The sequence below is a fragment of the Microbacterium sp. H1-D42 genome (assembly GCF_022637555.1).
Taxonomy (GTDB): domain Bacteria; phylum Actinomycetota; class Actinomycetes; order Actinomycetales; family Microbacteriaceae; genus Microbacterium.
Genome location: NZ_CP093342.1, coordinates 2,315,559 through 2,331,987 on the forward strand (window position 1 = coordinate 2,315,559; position 16,429 = coordinate 2,331,987).

The 16,429-nt window shown below is 64.9% G+C and carries 11 protein-coding genes; 1 reads left to right on the forward strand and 10 read right to left on the reverse strand.

What is annotated here, in order from left to right; genetic code table 11:
* Nucleotides 1-6: 6 nt before the first annotated feature.
* The 4 genes from MNR00_RS11075 to MNR00_RS11090 form a co-directional block, all read right to left on the reverse strand.
* Nucleotides 7-738, reverse strand: coding sequence for an ABC transporter ATP-binding protein (locus MNR00_RS11075; RefSeq protein ID WP_241925979.1), 732 nt, complete (start codon nucleotides 736-738; stop codon nucleotides 7-9).
* Entirely contained in the window at nucleotides 738-1,550 is an 813-nt protein-coding gene (locus MNR00_RS11080) for an ABC transporter permease (protein WP_241925980.1), read from the reverse strand. Before MNR00_RS11080 ends, MNR00_RS11075 begins: the two co-directional genes overlap by 1 nt.
* Before the next feature lie 4 nt (nucleotides 1,551-1,554).
* Nucleotides 1,555-2,703, reverse strand: coding sequence for a UDP-galactopyranose mutase (gene glf / locus MNR00_RS11085; RefSeq protein ID WP_241925981.1), 1,149 nt, complete (start codon nucleotides 2,701-2,703; stop codon nucleotides 1,555-1,557).
* A gap of 150 nt (nucleotides 2,704-2,853) precedes the next feature.
* Nucleotides 2,854-8,475: a peroxidase family protein gene (locus MNR00_RS11090; RefSeq protein ID WP_241925982.1), complete on the reverse strand. Its 5,622-nt coding sequence runs from the start codon at nucleotides 8,473-8,475 to the stop codon at nucleotides 2,854-2,856.
* A 415-nt stretch (nucleotides 8,476-8,890) separates the two neighbouring features.
* Here MNR00_RS11090 and MNR00_RS11095 point away from each other — a divergent pair, with 415 nt between their 5' ends.
* Nucleotides 8,891-9,409 carry a hypothetical protein gene (locus MNR00_RS11095; RefSeq protein ID WP_241925983.1) on the forward strand — a complete coding sequence of 173 codons (519 nt, stop codon included), beginning with the start codon at nucleotides 8,891-8,893 and terminating at the stop codon, nucleotides 9,407-9,409.
* A 20-nt stretch (nucleotides 9,410-9,429) separates the two neighbouring features.
* On the opposite strand, the gene MNR00_RS11100 is transcribed toward MNR00_RS11095, so the two are convergent.
* The 6 genes from MNR00_RS11100 to MNR00_RS11125 all read right to left on the reverse strand — a co-directional run bounded on the left by MNR00_RS11100 (nucleotide 9,430) and on the right by MNR00_RS11125 (nucleotide 16,394).
* On the reverse strand, nucleotides 9,430-10,536 hold the full coding sequence (locus tag MNR00_RS11100) for a hypothetical protein (RefSeq protein ID WP_241925984.1): 1,107 nt from the start codon (nucleotides 10,534-10,536) through the stop codon (nucleotides 9,430-9,432).
* Nucleotides 10,533-11,666 carry a glycosyltransferase family 2 protein gene (locus tag MNR00_RS11105; RefSeq protein WP_241925985.1) on the reverse strand — a complete coding sequence of 378 codons (1,134 nt, stop codon included), beginning with the start codon at nucleotides 11,664-11,666 and terminating at the stop codon, nucleotides 10,533-10,535. The genes MNR00_RS11100 and MNR00_RS11105 overlap by 4 nt, the downstream gene beginning before the upstream one ends.
* 8 nt (nucleotides 11,667-11,674) lie before the next feature.
* A complete protein-coding gene (locus tag MNR00_RS11110) occupies nucleotides 11,675-12,970 on the reverse strand; it encodes a nucleotide sugar dehydrogenase (RefSeq protein ID WP_241925986.1) in 1,296 nt (431 codons plus the stop codon).
* Nucleotides 12,971-13,035: 65 nt separating this feature from the next.
* Nucleotides 13,036-14,103 (reverse strand): UDP-N-acetylglucosamine 2-epimerase (non-hydrolyzing), encoded by a 1,068-nt coding sequence (gene wecB / locus MNR00_RS11115; protein ID WP_241925987.1) that lies wholly within the window; start codon nucleotides 14,101-14,103, stop codon nucleotides 13,036-13,038.
* Between the two features lie 12 nt (nucleotides 14,104-14,115).
* On the reverse strand, nucleotides 14,116-15,255 hold the full coding sequence (locus MNR00_RS11120) for a hypothetical protein (protein ID WP_241925988.1): 1,140 nt from the start codon (nucleotides 15,253-15,255) through the stop codon (nucleotides 14,116-14,118).
* On the reverse strand, nucleotides 15,252-16,394 hold the full coding sequence (locus MNR00_RS11125) for a glycosyltransferase (protein ID WP_241925989.1): 1,143 nt from the start codon (nucleotides 16,392-16,394) through the stop codon (nucleotides 15,252-15,254). The genes MNR00_RS11120 and MNR00_RS11125 overlap by 4 nt, the downstream gene beginning before the upstream one ends.
* Nucleotides 16,395-16,429 lie beyond the last annotated feature (35 nt).

Genomic DNA, 16,429 nt, shown 5'->3' on the forward strand with positions numbered 1-16,429 from the left:
CGACGCTCAGGTGTGGTCGGCGTTGTAGCGGTCCAGGACCTCGCCGATCGGTGCGTCGAGCACGAGCTCGCCCCTGTCGAGGTAGAGCCCTCGCTCGCAGAACCTCCGCAGATCACGTTCGCTGTGGCTGACGAAGAAAAGCGTGCGCCCGGCGGCGAGCATCTCGTCGATGCGCTTGTAGCACTTGTCGCGGAACGCCTTGTCGCCGACGGCGAGAACCTCGTCCACGAGCATGATGGGCTCATCGAGCTGCGAGACGACCGAGAACGCGAGGCGCACCTTCATGCCGTTGGACAGGTGCTTGTACGGCGTGTCCTGGAAGTCCTCCAACTCCGCGAACCCGATCATCTCGTCGTACCGAGAGGACACCTCAGCCTTCGACATACCGTGCAGGCCAGCTGTGAGACGCACGTTCTCACGCACCGTCAGGTCTCCGACGAACCCGCCGGTGAGCTCGATCAGCGGCGCGACTCCGCCATTGACCTCCACGCCGCCCTCGTCCGGGAGCAGCACGCCGGCGACGAGCCGCAACAGAGTCGACTTGCCTTGACCATTGCGTCCCACGACGCCGATCGACTCGCCAGGCGCGACGGTGAACGAGACGTTCCGCAGCGCCCAGAACTCGCCGGGACGCGACCTGCGGCTCACCCCGGAGAAGAGGTCCTTGAACGTGCGGCTGCCGCGTCGGTTGCGGCGAAAACGGACGCCGAGTCCGCTGACCTCGATCGCAGCACTCATCACAGCTCCTTCAGGACGGGGCGCTCAAGCGTGCGGAACACCCAGATGCCGAGCACGAGGATGATCAGGCTCATAGCCACGCTGATGAGCACAGCCTGGGGCTGCCACTGGTCGGGGAAGAACGCCATCCGGTACAGCGTCATGATGCCGGCGAGCGGGTTGAACATGCCGATCGTCTGGAAGAGCCCTGGCAGATCCTGCACGTTGTAGATGATCGGCGTCGCGTAGAACATCGCACGCAGAATGAGCGCCGTTGTGCGCTCCAGATCTGTGTACAGAGCGCACAGCGGTGCGACGAGCAGCCCGAGTCCGACCAGCAGCAACGCCTGCAGCAGCACCGCGACCGGAAGCCAGAGGATACCCCAGCCGATGTGTGCGACCTTGGTCGGATCGGACTCCGTCATCATGTTCACGACGACGAAGATCGCGATCACCGGCAGTGAGAACAGGAACTCGATGCCCTTGCTGAGGACGATCCGGTTCACCCAGATCGTTCGGGGAATGGCCGTTGACCGCACGAGCCGCGCGTCCTTCTTGAACGCCCTGGTGAAGTCTCCGACCGCGGAGTTGAACCACACCCAAGGCAGCAGCGCGCTGATCAGGAAGATGATGTACGGCTGCTCCCCGACGGTGCGCTGGAAGACCTGAGTGAAGACGAACCAGTAGATGGCGCTCATCACCAGCGGGTCGAGCACCGACCAGAGATACCCCAGCGCGCTGGTCGAGTAGCGCACCTTCAGATCGCGAGCCGACAGCAGCCACAGCGAATGGAAGTAACGCCGCGGCGTCCCCGGCGCGCCGACCGTTGTCACCACGTCAGTCGCTCTCACCGGAGAACTGGTTGCGCCACATCGACAGGGCCGAGCCGATGGCCATGTGCATGTCGAGGTACTGGTACGTGCCGAGGCGTCCGCCGAAGTGCACGTCCGCCTCGCCCTTGGCCAGATCGCGGTACGCCAGCAGGCCATCGCGATCGGCGGGGGTGTTGACCGGGTAGTACGGCTCGTCGTCGCGGTTCGCGAACCGTGAGAACTCCCGCATGATGACGGTCTTGTCGGAGTTGAAGATCTCCTTGCGCTCCGGGTGGAAGTGCTTGAACTCGTGGATGCGGGTGTACGGCGCGTCCAGGTCGGGGTAGTTCATCACGCTCGTGCCCTGGAAGTCGCCGATGTTGAGCACTTCCTGCTCGAAGTCGAGGGTGCGCCAGCTGAGTGCGCCCTCGGTGTAGTCGAAGTACCGGTCGACAGGACCCGTGTAGACGACAGGCAGCTGTCCGACGGTTGCGCGCTTGTTCAGCGGCTGCGACTCGTCGAAGTAGTCGACGCCCAGCTTCACCTCGATGTTGGGGTGATCCGCCATCCGCTCCAGCCACGCCGTGTAACCGTCGGTGGGCAGCCCCTCCCAGGTGTCATTGAAGTACCGGTTGTCGTACGTGTAGCGCACGGGCAGGCGGCTGACGATGTCTCCGGAGAGCTTGTGCGGATCGGTCTGCCACTGCTTGGCCGTGTAGTCGCGGAAGAAGGCCTCGAACAGCGGCCGCCCCACCAGCGCGATGCCCTTCTCCTCGAAGTTCTGCGCCGTCTTGACGTCGAACTCCCCCGCCTGCTCCTTCACCAGCGCTCGCGCCTGGTCAGGGGTGTAGGCGGCCTGGAAGAACTGGTTGATCGTGCCGAGGTTCACCGGCATCGGGAACACCACGCCCTTGTGCGTGGTGTAGACGCGGTGCACGTAGTTCGTGAACGTCGTGAAGCGGTTCACGTACTCCCACACCGTCGGGTTCGACGTGTGGAACAAGTGCGCACCATACCGGTGCACCTCGATGCCCGTCTCGGGCTCGGCCTCACTGTAGGCATTGCCGCCGATGTGCGAGCGGCGGTCGATGACGGTCACCTTGCGACCGGCCGCAGCCGCGCGCTCAGCGATGGTGAGGCCGAAGAAACCCGAGCCTACGACGAGAAGATCCATGTGAACAATCGTATCGGCGTGAGGCTGGGAGTCTTGGCCGCGCGGATGATCGATTCCACGACCATCCGCGCGCATGCCCAAGGCCTCCGTGCGGTGGGACCGGGGGCGGTCGAAGGGGCGGCCGCACGGAGACCTCGGCATTCACACTGACTAGGGCGTGATCGGAGTCACTGGTCCGACGACCGCGGTGACGACGCGTTCGTCGGCTCCTCCCATGTCTGTGTACTCGATGACGACGCGGATGAAGTGAGCTTCATCATCAGACGTCACGAGGTATGCGGTGTTCTGTGTCGGATCAGAGCCGGGCGCCTTGGTCGTCACCCAATCCGCTTCCAGAGCATCGGCGGTTGCCGCGCGCTGCCACGTGTAGGTGAACTCCACCTCCTCGGTGCCGTCCTCATCACTGGGGACGCCGATCGACAGAGTGGAATCGACCTGTGGCGTCCCGCCGATGACCGGTGCGACCCCGACGTCGTTCACGTTCTGGACGACATTGGCGGTGGCTGCGGAGGTCACTACGTGGACGACCCCGTCGATCTCGAAACTCACGCGAGCCTCAAGGTACTGGTCGACCGCGCTGTCGTTCGGTACGAACGTGCTCCGGTTCGGCGCTCCAGCATCGGGGTTGACGCCGCCCAGGATGAGTTCCTCACGCTCGGTGATCTCCTCAGGGCTGGCACCCTCACCTCCGACCCAGAAGAACCGTACGTTCTGCGCGGCCGAGAGGTCGTACGCGACTCCCTCCAGATCGAACAGCTCGGCTACGACCTCATCTCCTTCCATGAGCGGGTCAGGGGCGGTGATGCGCAGTTCGCCGACGTTGATGCAGTCCTCGGGTGCGGCTGCTCCCGGGGTCAGCACCAGGCAGGTGTCCACGAATCGGATGACTTCGAAACCTCGAATGATGTCGACTCCATCGGATTCCTCAGCCTCGACTGCGCCGGTGTGCTCGACCTGCCAGTAGTCGCCGATCGGCGTGACCTCGTAGGCGGCGCGCACGTCGGCGTACTCGGCAACGTCGACTGCGCCACTGGTGGCGGCGTCGTAGCGGACCTCGCGGATGATCCGCAGATCACCCGGGTTGATCTCACCCGTCAGCATCCGTGCACGGTATGCACTCGCGCTCGCGTGCTGTTCGATGACCTCTCCGTTCGCGTTGACGAGGCCGAGTTCCACCGCCAGGTAGGCGTCGCCGTCGAGATAGTCGTTGCCTGCACGACCCTCGATCAGGTCGCTTCCCTCACCACCGAGGATGATGCTCGGGAAGCCGTCCGAGTCGATGATCGGCCCGTTGCGCATGAACTGCTGTCCGAAGTTCATGCCCGCGGGGTGCAGCATCTCACGCAATCCGTCAACCAGATCCAGAGTGGACTCGGTCATCTTGTGCAGGACCTCCTCGTCTCCGAGAAACTCGCCCTCCACTGCGACGGTCGGTCCTCGCAGGATGTCGTTGCCGGAACCGCCCGAGAGGCCCTCGAGCTGATCGAAGCGGTCACGCACCGCAGTCGTGTCGGGACGCTGGAGCAGAGTGAACCTGAAGTCTGCATCCACCGGCTCCGTCTCGCCGAAGTACGTCACCCAGTCCCAGCCCATGTTGCCGAGGTGCCGGTCTGTGCCGAACTTCTCTGCGACCAGGATGTCGTCGCCACCCTCGCCCTCGATGTCATCGTCGCCGCCACGTCCGAGTACGACGTCGTCACCGCCGATCACATCGTTCTGGAACTGGTTGGCGTTGTCACCCTGGGCGAGGTCAGCGTGGGATCCACCCTCGACCCAATCGTCGCCCTCACCGCCGAAGATGTTCGCCCGGCCAGTGCCTCCGAGATAGGTGTCGTTGCCGTCACCGAGGAAGACGTCTCCTATATCGCCACCTCTGGTGACGAAGTCATGACCGCCTCCACCGAGCAGCAGGTCGAAGCCAGGACCACCGTTCACGACGTCGTTGCCCAGGCCGGCGCGGATCTCATCGTCGCCGAACAGATCGGTGATGATGTCGTCGCCGACGCCGCCGTGGATGAGGTCGTTTCCGGAACCTCCTTCGATGGTGTCGTTGCCTTCGCGACCCCAGAGCGAATCGTCACCCTGGTCGGCACGCATGCGATCGTCACCGGCTGTGCCGTGCATCTCGACATGCTCCTCGCCGACGAATCGATACTCGCCGTTCGCCAGCTGCGTGAAGCCGTGAGGCAGCGGCGACGGATTGTCGAGATCGAACTCGATCTGATTCACGTGGAAGATTCCCGCCGGGATGTTCTCCGCATCGGTGTTGCGCTCGATCAGCGAGGCGAACGAGTTGCCCTCGAGTCCCGCGAACAGCTGGTTGCCCTGGTTTCGGAACAGGTAATAGAACCGGTCGCCGAACTGCAGATCTTCCAGCGTGTTCTCGAACACGAAGTTGAACGTCGTCCCGAGCATCCCACCGAACGGGTTCAGCCGCTCCGCGAGACCACCGGTCCAGAAGTCCACCAGGTCCAGTCCTGTGCTGCGAGTGCTCCAGCTTCCTGTGGATGCCATGAAGTCATGGCGATCTGCAGGGGCAGGCGTGGCGACTGGTGCGTAGGCCGCGAGTTGCGTCTCGACACCGGCATCCACCGCCCCCAAGCCACCAAGGATGACGATCCGAGTCACGCCGAGGCGTGCGATCTCATTCTTGACGACCTGCGGGATCGTTCCAGTCGTCGGAACCAGCAGCATCGGAGCGTCAGCCCGACCCGCAACCGGTGCGGCCGCAAGTGCATCTGGGAAGTTTCGCCCAGTAGCCACGTACAGCGTGTCGCTGCCAGTCGGGTATGCCGCACGGCTGATGCTGACGGCAGTCGACCAGCGATCGATTCCCGCCTGGCGCGTCACGGCTCCCGTGGTGAACGGATCGAGTGCGCGCATGATCCTGTCAGGCACGACCCCGGCTCCGCCAAGCACAACGATCTGCTTCGGCTTCAGACGCCGCAACTCGGCAACTGTCTCCGGCGGGATATCGCCGGACCTCGTGAGCAGGATGGGCGCGCCAGCGCGTCCCAACCCGCCGTCACCGCTCTTGGATGCGACCGCTCCGCCGACGAGAGCGTCGGGGAAGTTCGTGCCGACGGCGATGTACGCACGATCGACACCGGCCGGGAAGGTCGAGCTGCTCACGCGAGCAGCTGTCTCATACCGGTTCGCGCCCGCGATGCGGGTGACCGGTGCGATGCCCTCGAGGGTGCGGACGACGTTCGCGCTGACGACGCCGGTTCCGCCGAGGACGACGATCCGACTCGGCTGGAGCCGCTGCAGCTCAGCTGAAGTCGAGACTGGGACGAATCCCGGCCTGGTCAGCAGAATCGGTCCGCCGTTCTGCGCAGCCACTGGCCCACCGACAAGTGCGTCGGGGAAGTTCGCACCGGACGCCACGTATGCGACACTCGCACCCGTGGCGAAGGCGTTGCGACTCAGCAGCGCAGCCGTCTCGTATCGATCGATGCCACCGAAGCGCTGGATGAACTCGCGACCGGCGGGTGCACCGTTCACCAGGTACGACGCAGCAAGGCGCTTCTGCGCGATCGTCTGCGCCGCGACCACGGTCGGGTGCGTTCCATAAGCGGCCACGAAGTTCACCAGCGAGGCGTTGAGTCCACCGCGTCCGAAGATGTTGCCGTTCTTGAGCCCGTTGCCGAAGTCCGTCCAGTTGGCGTACGGACGCAGACTCACATCGCCGGTCTGCCCGTAGAACAGCTCACGAGCTGCCTGAAGGCTGGGCGTGCCGGTGTCACGTGCGCGCATCAGGTTGATCGTCGCCAGGTCGAGAGGCAGCCCGAGCAGGTTGTTGCGCAGGGTGTCGACCACGAACTCGTCGATCTGGCTGCTCGCCTGATCTGTGGTGCCCATGATCAGCGATCCTGCGGCCTGGTCGGGAGTCAGCGTCCCATCCTGATCGTAGGCCCGCGGATTGATGAAGCCGTCGAGAAGGGCCACATCCGAGGTGCCGAATCCGGCGCGCCCGATGTCGTCCGTGAGCATCGAGTGCCCGAAGCGGTACACGGAGTGTGCGAACTCGGCGGGGACGTCGACGTTGACGTTCGGGTTGTAGCTGTTCTCGTTGAAGACGACCGCATCGATAGCCGGCTGCACGCTACGAGCGAACTCCTCGAAGACCAGGTGCTGGTACTCCATCTCCGTCACGAACCGTGCTGCTTGGAAGAGCCGCTGACCGTAGCTCCAGTCGTCAGCCTCCGGTCCGGGAAGCACGTCCTGAGGCCGTTCATTCGGCCAGGCGTGAGCCTCACCGCGGAACGCCTTGTCAAGCTCCGGGTTGGCGGCCAGGACCGTCTCGATCTGGACGGTCATGTTGTTGTGCTCGGAGTGGAACACGTGGTGCACGGCCGTCAGGCCGATGTTCTCATTTCCACGCCCGTCGCCGGTGATGAAGTGCTCATCGAGGGTGACGTTGTCATATCCGGTCAGTTCACCGCGAACAGGTGCTCCCCCCGCGTCGCAGACGGCAACTGTCGGTGGAATCGGTTCACCTTGCTCGTCATACTCCTGCGGAACGAGAGCACCTGTTGCGCAATCGAACAGCGGGGTGGCTCCGTGCGCGATGTCATCCAGGAACGCGTGATTCGTGTGCAGCGCCGAAGCCGTGTCGACGGGCGATCCGCGGTTGGCCGGGATCGTGCCGTCGGCTGTCACCAGCAGCGGCAGTCCGTTGTCGCCGGGCACGAAGTTGCCGTAGAGGTCCGTGGCGATCATCGGGACGTTGAGCACGTCATCGTCCGCCAGATCGATGCCGAGCATCTCACGCGCCTGCGCCTTGACGTCCGCCCAGGTCGGTATTCCGTCCGCTGCCGAGTTCAGCAGCCCTCCGGTCACCACCGGGACGCCGTCGACGAGTTCGTACTCACGCAGGAAGACCTGGTGCGACGGGTGCGACGTGTACGTCTGGTTCTGATCGACGTAGGGCGTGGTCTGGTTGTTGTGTGTGTCATCGACCGTTCCCACGACCCCATCAGGACCGGCGCCGCGCTCAGCCCTCGTGAGGGTGAGGAAGTTCGTGTTCGATGTCGGATCGTACAGCGGGTCATCAGGCTGCAGAGGCACCACGATCGTGCCGTTTCCGCCCTTGTTCACCAGGTCGAGTCCGTGGTCGAAGAACTGACCGAAGAACGCGAAGAACGTGTTCGTCGGCGCCGACAGCCCCTCGTCGGTTGCGGTGTTCGGGATGAACGCGGTTCCGTCCGCATTGATCATCCCGCCGACAGTGGCCTCGGCTGCGTTGACGGCAGCGGGGTTGGAGGAGGTCTGATCGACGATCAGATTGCTGATGGTGCGCGGCGCCGTGTCGTAGACGAAGTGACCCGCCGCGGACTGCTCATAGCAAGTGGGTGTCAGCGTTGCTGGTGTCCCTGCCGGCAGCGGGTCGCACATTGAGACGTCCTGGCCGGCACCGGGTGCCTGCGGGACGTTCGGCCGGGCGGTGCCCTGCTTGTAATCAGGTTCGACCAGGCGATCGAATGGCTGGTCCGCCGCACCCCAGTTCGTGCGTCCGTTCACGAGGTTGTTGAAGCTGCCATCCACCGTGCGAAGGCCGAACGGGAGCTTCGCGTCGGGAACGCACTTGCCGGTCGTGTCGGTGGGAGTTGCGCAGAGCAGCGCCCCGACATCCCCGCCAGTCGTCGTGCGCTGGTCATGCGCTTCGGCGATCTGTATCTGCCGGAGGATGAAATCCAGATCGTTGGCGTTCACGTAGAACGATGTGGTTTCCGGTGTCTCCGTCACCGCGACTGCAGCGGGTCCGGACATGACCAGTCCGGTGAATATCATCGTCGCTGAAGCGACACTGGCGATCACCGCCCTGAGTGTTCGTGGACGACGAACCGGATCTCTTTGCATGACCATGTCCCCAGACATGAGGCCCCCTTGTTGTCTTGACAGGAGCCACAGGCGCAGGCCTAGAGCACGGCTTATCCTCGCAAACCCGAAGATACCCCTGACGCGCCCCAGTTCGCGTCTGAGCGTCCGTGTCTTCCCAGTAGTACAACGGATGCTCACAATCACAACTTCGTGATGGTGTACTCATGCGTACACGAGATTCTCAGCCAGCACAAGAGAAGACTCTCAGCTGAAACAAAAGAATTTCTGGAATGGAGTTCTTGGCACCGGAGACGTCGGGCCCTAGACTGCGAGCACTCAATGACCATCGAACTAGGAGGCGCCGATGACTCGACTGGTCACCGTACTGACGTCGCTCGCCGTCGGCGCCGCCCTGCTCAGCGGCTGCACGGCGCAACCGGAGCCCGACACGTCGGAATCGCCCGCTCCCACACGGACCCTTGCGCTGCCCTCCGAAAACGATATCGCCGAGTACCACGACGTGTCCTGCGCGGATCTCATCACGGCAGATCTCGCGCGCACGTTGAACACGGGCGGCTTCGAAGCGGGGGAACCTCAGCCGTGGCCGGCCGACGAGCCGACGTTCGCCGACGGGCAGATCTGCGAATGGAGCGACGGCACTTCCGAACCCGAGCTGTTCGGGTGGGCACGAGCGACTCCCGACGAGATCGAAGCCGCACAGACGCACCTCGACGGCGAGGGATGGAGCACCGAGCAAGGCGAAGCCGAAGCGGTCGTCTATCTCGCACCTGACGCCGACCGCGCATTCATCTTCGATCTGAACGGAGAAGTACACTACGGTTCGACCCTGGACGGCGCGAAGTCAGTCACGCCGCCCGCATGACGTCCCTGAATCCTCGCTGATCAGGGTGAGTAGGGTGCGTGCACCAGAAGGTACGCGCCGTACCACGCAGAGATCAGCGCCAGCGTGATCAAGATGATCAGTCGTGTTGACCGGCGCGCTCGCGCGAGCGCTTGTGCGATCGGTATCAGCAGCGTGAAGGCGGGCAGGATCAACCGCGCCTTCGACTGGTAGTAGCCGGCCGCGCCGAACGAGAGCACGACGACCAGCAGCCCATACAGCTGCAGCTCCCAGCGCCCCCGTTCGGCCGCCGAGATCGCGAGCAGCGCGATCGTGATCGCGATGATGGCCGTCACCACCAGCAGTTGCAGTGACGCCTCACCGGACAGCATCGTCCGGAATGTGCGCAGAGTGTAGAGCCCGCCGTCGAAGGTGGTTCCCCAGCCCCGCTGCACCTCCAGCCAGCCATCGATGCCGCCCGTGCGCGTCGACACCCAGGCGATGTACCCGAGCCACCCCAGCGGCGAGATCGCACCGCCGACCCAAGCCCGCCAAGACCGGCCCCGCGTGCGGATCAATTCGACGATCGCCGCGATCCCGACGACGGCGATCAGCGCGGCGGCCGTGGCCCGAGTGAGTCCCGCGAACGCGGTGAGCACGCCTGCGAGGAGCCATTGCCGGCCGATGACGGCGAAGAGCGCCCAGGCTGCGAGTGCCGTGAAGAGGGATTCCGTGTACGCCATCGACTCGGTGATGGCGTGTGGCAGCGCACCCCAGAGCACCGCAAGCATGGTGCCCATCAGCGCGTTGCCCAGCCGCCTGCCGATGAAGAACAGGGCGAGCGCACATGCAAGTCCAGCGGTCCAGCTGATGATCAGCCCCGCTGCCGGAATTCCGACGACCGCTCCCAGAGCGCGTGCGAGCATCGGGAACAGCGGGAAGAACGCGAGATTGCTGGGCGCGACGCTGCCGTCGTCGTAGCCCTCCGCAGCGATCGTGAGCAGTGGACCCGCGTCGTATCGCGCGGTGAGCGAATGCCACAGTGTCGGCAGCGAACGACCGCCCGCCCACCAGAGCGCGATGATGCCGAGTGCTCGGACCGCGACGTAGCCCAGGGCTGCGGGGAGTGCGGCGCGCAGTGCCGTGCGAATCGCGCCGGGGGTGCTCACGCCTCTCCGCTTCGGAGCGGCAGACGCTGCGGTCCCGTGGCCTCGGCGCCGAACGCGGTCGTGCCGTGCCGCGGACGATAGACCACCAGCGAATGGAAGACGAAGCGCACGACGAAGGCGACGGCGAGTGTGGCTGCTGTCGCGACGGCAGCCGAGATGTGCCAGCTCTCGACCAGCATCGCCATCACCGGGATTCGAATCACGGCCTCGGCGTTGTTGAACAGGAACGACTGCCCGAAGCGGCGCCGGAACGGTGCTGCCGCACCCTTCAGCTCGAAGAACACATACCGATCGAGGACGAGGAAGTTGCCGACGATCGTCACCTCAGCGCCGACGATCGCCGCCCAGACGTAGCCGACGCCAAGGTTCGTCAGCATCCACACGATGAAGATGTTGACGACGGCGCCGATCGCACCGACTAGGGCGAACGCAGGCATCTTGCCGAACCGCAGCGAGGAGAGCTGCCGGAGAAACCGGATCCCCTGGCGCAGGGATGCCTTGGACTCGCCTGCGTTGCGATCCGCGAAGTCGAAGGAAACCTCGGCGATCCGCAGCGTGTGCCTCGCGAGGATCTCGAGCAGGATCTTGAACCCCTGCGGGCGCAGTGACGCGCGGTCGATCTTGCGCAGATCGACAAGGAAGAAGCCGGTCATCGGGTCGCTGCAGCCGAACAACCGACGGGGGAACATCGCCTTCGTCAGCAGCGTCGATCCGCGTGACACGGCGCGACGCGTGAAGCCTGCCAAGCCTGCCGCTGAACCCTCCCCCGCGTAGCGCGAGGCGACCACGACGTCGGCTTCGCCACGGTCGTAGCGTTCGATCAGCTGCGTGATGACTTCGGGCGGATGCTGCAGATCTCCGTCCATGACGATGCAGACCTCAGAGGTCGCCACGTCGAAGCCTCGCAGCACGGCACCACCCAGACCACCTGTCGCCTCATCGCGATGCAGCAGGCGCACCGGCACTGAGGAGTCAGCCGCGACGCGCTCGATCTCCGCCGGGGTGCCGTCGGTCGAATCGTCGACGAACACGACCTCAGCGATGTTCGGAAGCACACTGAGCCGCGCCACCAAGGGGGCGACGTTCGGCCCCTCGTTGTACGTGGGGATGATGACGGAGACTGCGACCAAGGCTCGACTCAGACGGCAGTGCCGACGACGATGCGGGGCGTGCCGGCCCACCGGGTCGCGTCGCTGGCGTTGCGGCCGTCGACGAGCAGCTTCACACCGGGGATCTGTTCGGGGCTGAGGGTCTTGTAATCGGCGTGGTCGGTCTGCAGGATCGCCAGGTCCGCGTCGCCGCCGATCTCGTACGGCTCGAACCCGAGTCCGCGCAACTCATCATCGGTGTACAGCGGGTCATGCACGACGACCTTCGCCCCACGCGACTGCAGGGCCTTCACTGTCGGGAACACTCCGGAGAACGCGGTCTCCTTCACCCCGCCACGGTACGCGGCTCCCAGCACGACGGCCTTCTGCCCTGCCAGGTCTCCGAGGATGCCCTCGGCCTGCGCGACCAGACGCTCCGGCATCGACGCGTTCAACTGCCGCGCGACACGCACGATATCCGCATCCGGATCCGTCGACAGGTACAACCGCGGATACACTGGGATGCAATGCCCACCCACCGCAATACCCGGGCGGTGGATGTGACTGTACGGCTGCGAATTGCACGCCTCGATCACCTTGTACACATCGATCCCGTGCGACGCCGCGAACAGACCGAACTGGTTCGCCAGGCCGATGTTCACATCCCGGTAGGTCGTCTCGGCGAGCTTCGCCATCTCCGACGCCTCCGTCGAACCCAGATCCCACACGCCGTTCGGGCGGGGCAGGTCAGGGCGCTCATCGAACTGCAGCACGGCCTCGTAGAACTCCCGCGCCCGTCGCGTCCCCTCGGCAGAGAGCGCACCGATCAGCTTCGGATACTTCCGCAGATCCTCGAACACCCGACCGGTCAGCACCCGCTCCGGCGAGTACACGACATGGAAGTCCACACCCTCCGTCAGGCCGGACCCCTCTTCCAGCATCGGCTTCCACCGCGTGCGGCTCGTCCCCACCGGCAGCGTCGTCTCATATGAGACCAGCGTGCCAGGCGTGAGGTGCTCTGCCAGCGACTTCGTGGCGGAGTCCATGTACTTGAAGTCCGGCTCCCACGTCTCGTCGTCCACGAACACCGGGGCGACCAACACGACAGCATCCGCCCCGGGAATCGCCTCGGCGTAATCTGTGGTCGCACGCAGCTTGCCTGCGGGGATCAGCTCCTCGAGGCGCTCCTGCAGATGCGCCTCACCCGGAAACGGCTCCACTGCCGCATTGATCGAATCAACCGCCTTCTGATTCACATCAACACCGATCACCTCATGACCGGACGACGCGAACTGAACAGCAAGAGGAAGCCCGATCTTACCCAGGGCGACAACAGCAATACGCATGGGCTCCATTCTAAGGGCCTCGTCCTGGGTGAACGGCCCCGCGTGGCCCACGTCGCCCGAGGAGATCACCGCCTCCAGATGGAGAGCACCTCGATCACGCGCTGCGCGGCATGGCCGTCACCATACGGCTCAGCATTCGAGTCTGCGGGCCGTGGCCGGGTCACACCGGCGGCGATCTCCTCGGCCGAGTTCGCCAGCACGTTCCACCCCAGATCGACCGTTTCGACCCATTCCGTCTCGGTACGCACGGTCGTGCACGGCACACCCAACAGGAAGGCTTCCTTCTGCAGGCCGCCTGAGTCTGTCACGATGCCTGCGCTGTCCAGCGCAGCGGCGATCAACTCGGGATAAGCCAGCGGTGCGTGCGCGATCAGCGAGCCTTGGGTGAGTGAGATGCCGTGTGCGGCCGCCTTCGCCACCACCCGAGGATGCGCGAGCAGAACGACCGGCTTGTCGAGCCCGGCGAGACTCCCGGCGACCTCTGCCAGGCGCGTCGGCTCATCAGTGTTCTCGGCGCGGTGAATCGTCGCGACATAGAACCCACCCGACTCAAGCCCGAGCTCCTGCAGCAGAACTGACCGCGTTCCAGCCACCTGATCACGTACCTCGTAGAGCACGTCAGTCATGACGTCGCCGACCAGCGCAGTGCGCTTCGCCAGCCCCTCGGACGCCAGATGATCGACGGCCACCTGCGTCGGCGCAAGCAGCAGATCCGCAGCGTGATCGGTCATCACCCGGTTGTGCTCCTCGGGCATCCGACGATTGAAGCTGCGCAGCCCCGCCTCCAGATGCGCGACCGGAATGTGCATCTTCACAGCACTCAAAGCGGCCGCCACCGTCGAGTTCGTGTCGCCGTAGACGAGTACCCAGTCGGGCCGGTGCTCATCGAACACCGCATCCAACGCTGCCAGCATCGCCCCCGTCTGCACACCGTGAGAACCGCTGCCGACTCCCAAGTGCACATCTGGTGCACCGATGCCGAGGTCTTCGAAGAAGACGTCGGAGAGCATCGGATCGTAATGCTGCCCGGTATGCACGATCACATGCTCCACCCCGGCTGCCTTCGCAGCTTTGTGGATGGGGGCGAGCTTCACGAACTGCGGGCGTGCGCCCACGACACTGACGATCTTCACGGTGAGTCCAGTCTACGGAGCAGCCAGGAGCGGTAGGAGCATCGCGACCGCAGCGGCTCCTTCGTGCTCGAAGCTCAACCTCTCAGCATTCGCATCCGATGCGTCCTTGAATGCCATGATCTGTTCGGCTGTCAGCGATCGCAGCGAATCCGCGCAGCTGCGCGCATCGAAGCCGGTGCTGACGACGCCGAGACCGTACTCGCGCACGAGTCGCTCCATTTCGACCGTCGGGCCGATCGCCAGCGCCAGACGCCCCTGAACGAAGTCGAACAGTTTGTTCGGCAGCGTCAGACGCGCGTTCGTGTGCACGGGCGGGATCCAGAAGACACCCACATCGTACGCGTTCAATGTGGCGGGCAGCATGGCCGGCGGCACCGGATCATGGAAGACGATGCGCGGGTCACCAGCGGCACGGTCACGCAGGGATCGCAGGTATTTGCCGCCGTCGGCGGCGGGAACGAGGTACATGTCGAGAGTGAACCGCGCGTCGAGCAGCTTCACAGCGTCGATCATCGTCTCCAGGTTGCGGCCGTGCACGGCTCCTCCGCTGTGCACCAACCGGATCCGGTTGGGCTGCACGGCGGTAGGCGACAGATCCTCGAACGGAGCAGCGTTGCGCATCACCTGTGGTCTCACGCCGAAGTCACGGTGATATAGCTTGGCAATCTCGCCCCCGACCGTGGTCATGACGGCCGCACGCGGCAGATACTTGCGGCAGAGGTGGACCATGAAGGGCGCTACGAGAAGGCGCCATGACAGCACGTGCGTTCGCTCTTCCGGAGCCCACTCGTGCATGTCGGCCCACACCGGGGCATCGCCGGCGACGGCGAAGGCCAACCCCAGCACGCGAGCGTCATTCGCAACCACCAGGTCGAACTCGCGCCCGCGAAGCTGTCCGAGCGCGTACGCCACTCCAGGCGCCGTCAATTCGACGGAATCGAACCTGCGCAGCGCCAGCTTCATCACGCCCCCGAGTGTCTGAGGCAGAGAGAGACTGCCGTCTGGGACGCGGATGTGCTCGACGACTCCGTCAGGCTGATCACCGTAGCCGACCGTGACGACATCGCCGAGTGCACGGAGGATGCCGATCTGGCGCAGCACTCGCGCGTCACGCCGGATGGGTGAGAGTGAGATGCAGAGGATGCGGGTCACCGGTGGAACTCCTCGTAGATGGCGGAAAGCCGGCGGGCGCTGGTGCTGAGGCTGCGATGCTCGACGACGAACGCTCGAGCTCTGCTGCCCATCTCCCGGCGACGATCCGGGGTCTGGGAGAGGGATTCGGCGAGCCTTTCCTGCAACGCGGCGACATCTCCCTCCGGGGCCAGCCATCCCGTCACATCGGCTTCCATCATCTCGGAAGTGCCACCGCTGTCATACGCGATGACTGGGACACCGCACGCCTGCGCTTCGAGCAGAACCAGACCGGCGGCCTCCCTGGCACGCCCGTTGATGCGGGTGGGAAGCGCGAGCGCGTGTGCTGAGTGCAGCAGATCCCGCACCTCGGCGCTGGCGCGCCCGCCGAGCACGTGCACATGGGGCAGATCCCGTGCAGCCTCCTCCAGTCCTGCTCGCGCCGGCCCATCGCCGACGAAGACCAGCTCGTGCGGGTGATCGTCGATGACCGCACTCGACGCAGTCAGCAGATCGAATACGCCCTTGACGTCGACCAGGCGGCCGACAAAGAGCAATCGCCGGGTCCCTGCCTCATCGACTGCCGGCGACGGCGCGAAGATATCCGTATCGACACCCTGGTAGTGCACGCGAACCCGGTCAGGGGAGGCGCCGCCCTGCACGGCGATACCGGCGATGTACTCGCTCACCGCCAGGATCAGGTCCGCCTCGCGATACGCCGTCTTCACCTCGCGCTGCATGGCGAGCAGCGCGGGGCGTGCACGGACTCCCCGCTCGCGCAGCGGTGTGAGCGGGACGAACGCATCGCCACCATGCACTGTGACGATCAGGGGTCGTCGGGTGCGTCTGGCGGCCGACACCGCGGCGCGTGACCCGTACGCGAAGTGCTGATGGATGACGTCTGGCGCCCACCGCGCGATGCGACGGGCTGTCGCCTGCCACAGCAGCGCCCCGATCTGCTCCCGTCGACGCACGGGCAGTCGGTTCGCTATGGGAAGAGACTCCGTCAGCGTCTCATCCAGCTTGATCCCGTCGAGCGCAGACGAGTCGGTGATGTGGGCGGTTCCCGTGAAGATCCGCACTTCGTGCACCGCACGCAGCATCCGCGCATGGGCGACGGCGAAGTACGTCGGAGGGATGAGAAGGGATCCCTTCGTCACCGCTACGCGCATCTGCTCCTCCAAGAACCCGATGT

Excerpts from the sequence above, each read along its gene's own strand:
- MNR00_RS11075 (WP_241925979.1), bottom strand. The coding sequence starts at position 738 with ATGAGTGCTGCGATCGAGGTCAGCGGACTCGGCGTCCGTTTTCGCCGC.
- glf (WP_241925981.1), bottom strand. The coding sequence starts at position 2,703 with ATGGATCTTCTCGTCGTAGGCTCGGGTTTCTTCGGCCTCACCATCGCT.
- MNR00_RS11090 (WP_241925982.1), bottom strand. The coding sequence starts at position 8,475 with ATGTCCGGACCCGCTGCAGTCGCGGTGACGGAGACACCGGAAACCACA.
- MNR00_RS11095 (WP_241925983.1), top strand. The coding sequence starts at position 8,891 with ATGACTCGACTGGTCACCGTACTGACGTCGCTCGCCGTCGGCGCCGCC.
- MNR00_RS11110 (WP_241925986.1), bottom strand. The coding sequence starts at position 12,970 with ATGCGTATTGCTGTTGTCGCCCTGGGTAAGATCGGGCTTCCTCTTGCT.